This is a genomic window from Atribacterota bacterium, assembly GCA_028703475.1.
In the GTDB taxonomy this organism is placed as follows: domain Bacteria; phylum Atribacterota; class Phoenicimicrobiia; order Phoenicimicrobiales; family Stramentimicrobiaceae; genus JAQVMU01.
This window is the reverse complement of the sequence record JAQVMU010000079.1, coordinates 1-7,109: the sequence shown is the minus strand read 5'-3', so window position 1 is coordinate 7,109 and position 7,109 is coordinate 1. Positions and strand designations below refer to the sequence as shown.

General features: G+C 34.0%; 7 protein-coding genes. All 7 read right to left on the bottom strand.

The features are described from left to right. Positions 1-187: 187 nt before the first annotated feature. The 7 genes from PHQ99_07430 to PHQ99_07400 all read right to left on the bottom strand — a co-directional run bounded on the left by PHQ99_07430 (position 188) and on the right by PHQ99_07400 (position 6,210). The gene (locus tag PHQ99_07430; protein ID MDD4289400.1) at positions 188-649 is read right to left on the bottom strand and encodes a hypothetical protein; all 462 of its coding nucleotides are present in this window, start codon (positions 647-649) and stop codon (positions 188-190) included. Between the two features lie 21 nt (positions 650-670). Beyond that, the gene (locus tag PHQ99_07425) at positions 671-1,387 is read right to left on the bottom strand and encodes a sigma-70 family RNA polymerase sigma factor (protein ID MDD4289399.1); all 717 of its coding nucleotides are present in this window, start codon (positions 1,385-1,387) and stop codon (positions 671-673) included. Further along, on the bottom strand, positions 1,384-1,917 hold the full coding sequence (locus PHQ99_07420; protein ID MDD4289398.1) for a hypothetical protein: 534 nt from the start codon (positions 1,915-1,917) through the stop codon (positions 1,384-1,386). Before PHQ99_07420 ends, PHQ99_07425 begins: the two co-directional genes overlap by 4 nt. A 32-nt stretch (positions 1,918-1,949) precedes the next feature. Beyond that, the gene (locus PHQ99_07415) at positions 1,950-3,155 is read right to left on the bottom strand and encodes a type II secretion system F family protein (GenBank protein MDD4289397.1); all 1,206 of its coding nucleotides are present in this window, start codon (positions 3,153-3,155) and stop codon (positions 1,950-1,952) included. A gap of 151 nt (positions 3,156-3,306) precedes the next feature. Continuing rightward, the gene (locus PHQ99_07410) at positions 3,307-3,675 is read right to left on the bottom strand and encodes a four helix bundle protein (GenBank protein ID MDD4289396.1); all 369 of its coding nucleotides are present in this window, start codon (positions 3,673-3,675) and stop codon (positions 3,307-3,309) included. 152 nt (positions 3,676-3,827) lie between these two features. Further along, positions 3,828-5,558 (bottom strand): GspE/PulE family protein, encoded by a 1,731-nt coding sequence (locus tag PHQ99_07405; protein ID MDD4289395.1) that lies wholly within the window; start codon positions 5,556-5,558, stop codon positions 3,828-3,830. A gap of 115 nt (positions 5,559-5,673) precedes the next feature. Next, positions 5,674-6,210 (bottom strand): YqeG family HAD IIIA-type phosphatase, encoded by a 537-nt coding sequence (locus tag PHQ99_07400; GenBank protein MDD4289394.1) that lies wholly within the window; start codon positions 6,208-6,210, stop codon positions 5,674-5,676. Positions 6,211-7,109 lie beyond the last annotated feature (899 nt).

Genomic DNA, 7,109 nt, shown 5'->3' with positions numbered 1-7,109 from the left:
AATGTTTACTAAAAATTTATGCTGCAATAAACACCTATTTTTATCCTTTGAATATACTTATTTATCAACAGTTTTATAAGATTCTAAGTGCAACTTAAGTATAGGATTGCCTTTATTGTTATATTTAATTTTTTCAATATTTTAATATCTTTTACGATATACGATATACTTAATACGGTATACGGTATTAATTTTCATACAGATAAATGTCGAAGTCTTCGCTGTTGAACTTTTTTACATGGACTTTTTGAAGCGAGGTGGATGGAACAAATACGCGGTCACTATTATCCTGCTCGTCTATCGGAAAAACAAAAAAACCGTTACGTTCAGGTGAATAGCTATGGGTAGTTCCGTAAAAGTTTTCTCCGTCTTTAAAAATAATAATAATTTTGCGCTGAGAGAGAGGAGCTTTATCATACCCTTCAAATGTTCTCACTTTCTTGTACTCTTTATTACCCAGAAAATCCTTTACAAAGAAGACTGCTTTTATATCATTCATATCAACCTCTACCTGTGGTTCCCCTTGTCCAACCTCATCATGTTTAACAGGTTGTATGTGGAAAATATTATTGTTCGGATGAAAATCTGTGGTAAACCCCTTCAGGACTTTACCGTCATTAAACCTGACTACAGTCTTTTTCCCTAACATTTTATATGGCTCCTTCTATATCTAAAAATTTTTTTTCATTTCTTCCAATGCTGCTTGTTTTACCCGGGATACCTGCCTTTGTGTGAGACCAAGTTCTTTTGCAGTACTGGTCTGGGTAAAATCCCTTACAAACAGGTAATAAATAACATCCTGCTGGATTTTTTTGAGACCGCTGAATGCTTTTTTTAACTGGATAATATCTTCTACCGGCAGCCTAAAAGATTGATAATCTTTACTTTTGACTTGATCTAACATTGGCATGTTTTCATATTCGCCATTGCGCAACTTACTATCCAGGGAAACTACCTGTACTGAATCACGACCTTTTAATATTTCTTTTATACCTTCTTCGGTAATATTGAAATGTTCTGAAATTTCCTCAATCGAGGGAAACCTATTAAACTTTTTCCTGAACTTTGTAGTAAATTTATCTATTTTCCTATTATACTCTTTTACCCAGTGAGGTATATTCACAATAGTATGCTTGTCCCGGATATAATGGCGTATTTCTCCATTTATCAGCCAGGTAGCATATGTTTCAAACTTTACTCCCTTTTTTTCTTCAAATAGATTTAATGCATTTATTAACCCGATGTAGGCAATCTGTTCTAAATCCTCAATAGGCTCTCCTGAATTATAATATTTATGAGCAATAGATTTGACTAATGGGCGATACCTGATAATAGTTTCTTCATCTATATTTATATTCTTTTTACTATCTCCAACACTGTAATTCATTTTCCCTTTCTTCTTAATGCATTCTTAATTGTAGCGGTATCCGGAGACTCTGTTATATCTTTTGTTCTTCTTTCTTTGTCTATAGATACCTTATAGACTGATTCACGGGCTTTAAGTGTCTCCTCAAGCCCTTCAGGTGTCATCCCTAACATTTGAGACAACTCTTTGTAATTAGGAAACTTTTTATATTTTTTATTATAAGAAACCACCAGCTGGTTTATTAATTCATTTATTTTTTTTAACCAAAAAGGAATTTTTACCTTGCTGTATTTTCTTCTAATATAATTTCGTATTTCACCGGCTATGAGATTTTTTGATTTTTTTTGAAAAACCTCGTCTTCCATATCATCATAAATATGAAGAGAATTTAACAACCCAATATAACCAGCCTGCATAAGGTCACTTTCATCTTCACCGGAATTTTTAAACTCATGAACTGTGTTTTCCAGTAATTCTATATAATCTTCAATTTTTCTTTTATGGTTGTTACCACTGTTATCTTCATTGTATATTTGCTTTTCCTTGTACAATTAAATCTACTCCTTTAAAATATTATCAATTATTATACCAAATCAACCATACTGAATATGGGCAGGTACATTGCAATAACCATACCTCCAACACCCAGGGCAACGAATGCCATCATTATGGGTTCAATTACCGAAGTCAGTTGCTCTACTGCTCTTTCAACTTCCTGATCATAAAATTCTGAAACATTGAGAAGCATGGTCTCCAATTCTCCACTTTCCTCTCCAACCATTATCATCTGGGTTACCATAGGTGGGAAAACGCCGCTTTCCTTTAGGGGAGCGGAAATACTCTGTCCTTCTTTGATTCTATCAGCAGAGTTTGCTACTGCCTCTGCCAGAATATCATTGCCTATGGATTCTGAGGAAACCTTTAATGACTGAATAATAGGAACACCACTGCGTATCAGAGTGCCTAATGTACGGGTAAAACGGTTAATAGATGTCTTTAGAAAAAGATTACCAAAAACAGGAATTTTCAGTTTTATTTTATCAATATTTCTGTGGCCGTTTTTAGTTTTACTGTATGAAATAAATAAAAACACCAATCCGACAATAACAGCCAAAAAGACATACCAGTACCGATTGAACAACTGGGTAAAATTGACTAACATCTGGGTAATAAAGGGAAGGTTTCCGCCAAACTGCTGGAATACCCCAACAAACTGGGGAAGAATAAAGGTAAGCATAAAAATTCCCATCAACACTGCTGCACCCATTACAAATCCCGGGTATGTCATAGCTGATTTTATTTTTTGTCTTAATTCATATTCTTTTTCCATTAAGGTTGCTATTCTGTTCAGGATATCATCAAGGACACCGCCCATTTCTCCGGCTTTAATCATGTTTATCTGCAGCTTAGAAAATGTTTCCGGATGTGCTGCAAATGCATCAGTAAGAGTAGCACCCTGCTCGATATTTTTTTTAATATCTCCTATCTTCTTTGCTAACAACTTATTTTCCGTTTGCTGAGTAAGGATTTCCAGACAATTTACTAATGTCAAGCCTGCACTGACCATTGTGGCAAACTGACGAAAAAATACGGCTAAATCCCTTATCTTTATAGTTTGGAAAAGAGTGATTTCTGTTGATAAAAGACCACCTGCCTTTTTATCTACTGAAATAATAAAATATTTCATTTCTCTAAGGCGGTCAATAACTACTTCCCGGTTGTCCCCTTCTAACGTTCCGGTAAATACTTTTCCGGTATTATCCCTTGCTTTATAAGTGAAAGTTGGCATCTGGAATTGCCTCCTTAATTATTAGTAGTTTTTAGTTTTTTGTTTTCAGTTTTCAGTAAAAACAATAATTCAAAATTTTAAAAAAATTAAAAAATCAGAAAAACATCTTTTTAATATAATACATTTTACCATACTGTTTTTTATTATTACATCATTTATTGTTTTCTACCATTTTTAATGAATAAATAAGCTTTGTAAGCATCCTAATAATATATTTTATCTTTTCACTCATTATAGTATATTTTTCTTCTGAAATAAAACCCAAATCCTTTGATAATAACAAATGGTATTCCGATTCAAAAGCAGAACCTTTTGCAATACCTAAATACCTAATTAAATTCCCATTTTCATTCTGCCCACACCCTTCTACGATATTAGTAGGTATTGATAATGAAGATCTTCTTATTTGAGCTATCATTCCAAACTTTTCTTCATCAGGATAATTTTTAGTAAGGTTGTATATATCTATTGCAAACCGATGGGCATTTTTCCAAACTTTTAATTTTTTATAATCAGACATATTGTTTTGCTCTTTAGATTTATCTTAATAAATAATAATCTATTAATTTTTTATTATAATTTTACCTATTATTGCTATATTATTATTCTCTAATATTCACTGAAAACTAAAAACTAAAAACTAAAAACCTCTGCTTTCAGATATACTTGCAATTAGCTGCTTGTGGTTCGGACAACTTCTTCTACAGTCGTGATACCTTTGATGATATTTCTAAACCCGTCTTCTCTTAGGGTAACCATTCCGTTTTTCTCAATAGCGGTCTGTCTGATTTCATTTAAAGAAGCATTTCTATAAATCATTTCACGGATATTTTCATTTATTACCATTAGTTCAAATATTGCAGTTCTGCCCTTATAGCCTGTTCCCTTACAATGCTGACAACCTTCTCCATGAAAAACCTTCATCTTATCAGGGTTAATGTTAAGCCCTTCCATGACCTTTTTTATTTCATCGGTTACGGGGATTTCCTTCTTGCAATAATCACAAATCTTTCGCACCAGGCGTTGAGCAATAACTCCTATTACTGAAGATGAAATTAAGAATGGCTCAATACCCATATCAATCAAACGAACAATAGAACTGGGTGCATCATTTGTATGAAGGGTGCTTAAAACCAGATGTCCTGTTAGCGCAGACTGGATTGCAATATCAGCAGTTTCTTTATCCCTGATTTCTCCGACTAACATTATATCCGGGTCCTGGCGCAGAAAACTGCGCAATCCGGCAGCAAACGTTAAGCCAATTTTAGGTCTTGCCTGTAACTGGTTAACACCGTCTAAGCGATATTCAACCGGATCTTCTATAGTCATTATCTTCTTTTCTACTGAATTTAGAATATTTAAAGTTGCATACAGTGTTGTCGATTTACCGCTGCCGGTAGGACCTGTTACTAATAAGATTCCATTTGGTTTTTCTATAAGCTCCTGATATTTTTTTAGATTATGTTTAGAAAAACCGATTGATTTTAAATCCAGCATTATCTGTGCCGGATCAAGTATCCTGAGAACAGCGCTTTCTCCATTCACAGCCGGGATAGTAGAAACACGAAAATTTACCTCTCTGCCATGAACCTGTACCTTAATCCTGCCATCCTGTGGTAATCGCCGTTCAGCAATATTCATATTTGACATTATTTTAACACGGGAAATAATTGCCATATGCAGATTTCTGGGGGGAGACATTATATCATGTAAAACACCATCTATACGGTATCTTACCTTTAATGATTTTTCACCATAGGGTTCTATATGTATATCACTTGCGCCTTCCTTTATAGCACGAAGCATTATAAGATTAACCAGGGCAACTACCGGGGCTTCGTGAGACTGACTGATACTCTTTGAGATATCCATCTCTTCAGCAGTTTCCTCAACAGCAGTAACAGCAAGGGATTTTATCTCACCCATCATTTGCTGCCAGTCTTCTGTGATACCATAAACCATATCCAAAACTCTGGCTATATCTTCGCTGTATGCAAGTCGGGTTTCGATTTCATAGCCAAGTTTAATCTTAATTTCATCCTGTGTATAAACATCCAGCGGATTTGCCATCGCAACAACAAGCTTGTCTTTTTGCTTGCCGATTGTAACAAGGCCGTGCTGGCGTGACAGATCTTCAGGAATCATAGCAACAATAGAAGGATCAAATGTTTTTCCGTCCAGGTTTACATAAGGAATGCTTATTTCTTCAGAAATCATATTCATCATCTTATCTTTATCGATTAAACCCATACCAATAATAATACTCTGAATATTACTTCCTTTTTCAAGCTGTCTTTGATGAATCTTCTCAATGTCTTTTTTATCGATAACCTTATTTCTTATTAATATATCTAATAAAAATTCACCGGTTATCCCTTTTTCCTTTACAATCCTGTCTGCCATATTGACTCCTTTACCACTGAATACAGGTATTTACAATTATTTAAATATTTCCGTTATTATTATCTTAAAATTATTATACCCAATATGCAAGGATAATCTTTTTAAATATACTTTTTTATTCAGGCCAATTGCCTTCAATCATCTTAATTCTACCCGCTTTAAACCAGCAGGACATGATTATTCGTTCTAATTTCCTGTATATCAGGCGAGTGCCCAGTGCATCCTGTTTTTTAATTGGAAAAACCAAAATAGTAAATAGTCCTAAACGTTTTCCTCCATATACATCTGTAAATATCTGGTCACCGATAACTGCAGTATTACTGTGGTCTGTATTCATAATTTTCATTGCCTCTAAAAAGGGGCCCTTTAGCGGCTTATATCTGCTTGAATAAAAAGGTATACCAAATATTTTACCCATTTCGCTGACATGAGAAGAATTGCTGTTAGAAACAATGCATATTTTTAATTCACTGTCTTTTACCCGGTTTATCCATGATACTATTTTATTATCAAGATGTTTTTTACCCCATGGTACCAGGGTATTATCAAGATCAATAATAATTCCTTTTATTCCTTTTTCTGTTTGTAATTTCTGAATATCAATCTGGTGTACATTCCTGATGTATACATCTGGTATAAGTGAATGGCACATATTTAACTCCGTCTGAAGCTTTAATAATATAATATATCCTATTATTAATATCAGATAAAGTCAAAGAAAATATTAAAATATGGGTAGTATAAGTACAATGTTTTTGGTTTATTGTTTTTTGTTTTTAGATCCTGAAAAGAAATCACTAAATATTTTTCCTTTTGTTGAAACAAATTTGCCCATTATTGATTTTATCTTTGCTGAAAACAATAAACTAAGAACTAAAAACTATTTCTCCCCCTCACCCTGACCCTCTCCCCCCGAGGGGAGAGGGGAATATTCGGATAAATTTTTTAGTGAAGTACATCATTTGGTATATAGTTTTCAAGGAAGGAATAAATATAAAAATGTTTTTGGTTTATTGTTTTTTGTTTTTAGATAAAGATTATCATTATGTGTATGGGTACAGGGATGGAATAATGGAAGATAGGAATATTGGAAGTATTTTCCCTTCTTATTTCCTTCGATTGAGATAGAGATGTGCTTTTCACATTTCCTGCTCCTTGATGGTATCCTTCTCACTTTTTATCTCCTCCCCCTTGAGGGATGATTACAACATTGAACCTGTCCCTGAGGGCAGCAGGATTTTCACTTTTCATTTCCTCCCCCTTGAGGGTAAGACAATCTTCTTTAAATTCCTCCCCCTTCGAGGGGGGAGGATAAAGGTGGGGGTGGTGAATTTGTTTTTCTTTACGTTATACGGTATACGTTATACTCTTTTGACTGGTAGACCAGCAAACTGGTTAATTATATTACTTATCACTTTTTACTTATTACTGAATTAATAGTAATTCACTATCTACTAAATACTAACGACCAACGACCAACTACTAATTTTATCCTGTATCTCTTGCTTGTTTTTTCACGTTATACTCTTTTACGGCTTATTATCCAGGTGT

Bases quoted from the DNA above. Each gene is read 5' to 3' on its own strand.
- PHQ99_07430 (MDD4289400.1), bottom strand. From the start codon at position 649: ATGTTAGGGAAAAAGACTGTAGTCAGGTTTAATGACGGTAAAGTCCTG.
- PHQ99_07425 (MDD4289399.1), bottom strand. From the start codon at position 1,387: ATGAATTACAGTGTTGGAGATAGTAAAAAGAATATAAATATAGATGAA.
- PHQ99_07415 (MDD4289397.1), bottom strand. From the start codon at position 3,155: ATGCCAACTTTCACTTATAAAGCAAGGGATAATACCGGAAAAGTATTT.
- PHQ99_07410 (MDD4289396.1), bottom strand. From the start codon at position 3,675: ATGTCTGATTATAAAAAATTAAAAGTTTGGAAAAATGCCCATCGGTTT.
- PHQ99_07405 (MDD4289395.1), bottom strand. From the start codon at position 5,558: ATGGCAGACAGGATTGTAAAGGAAAAAGGGATAACCGGTGAATTTTTA.
- PHQ99_07400 (MDD4289394.1), bottom strand. From the start codon at position 6,210: ATGTGCCATTCACTTATACCAGATGTATACATCAGGAATGTACACCAG.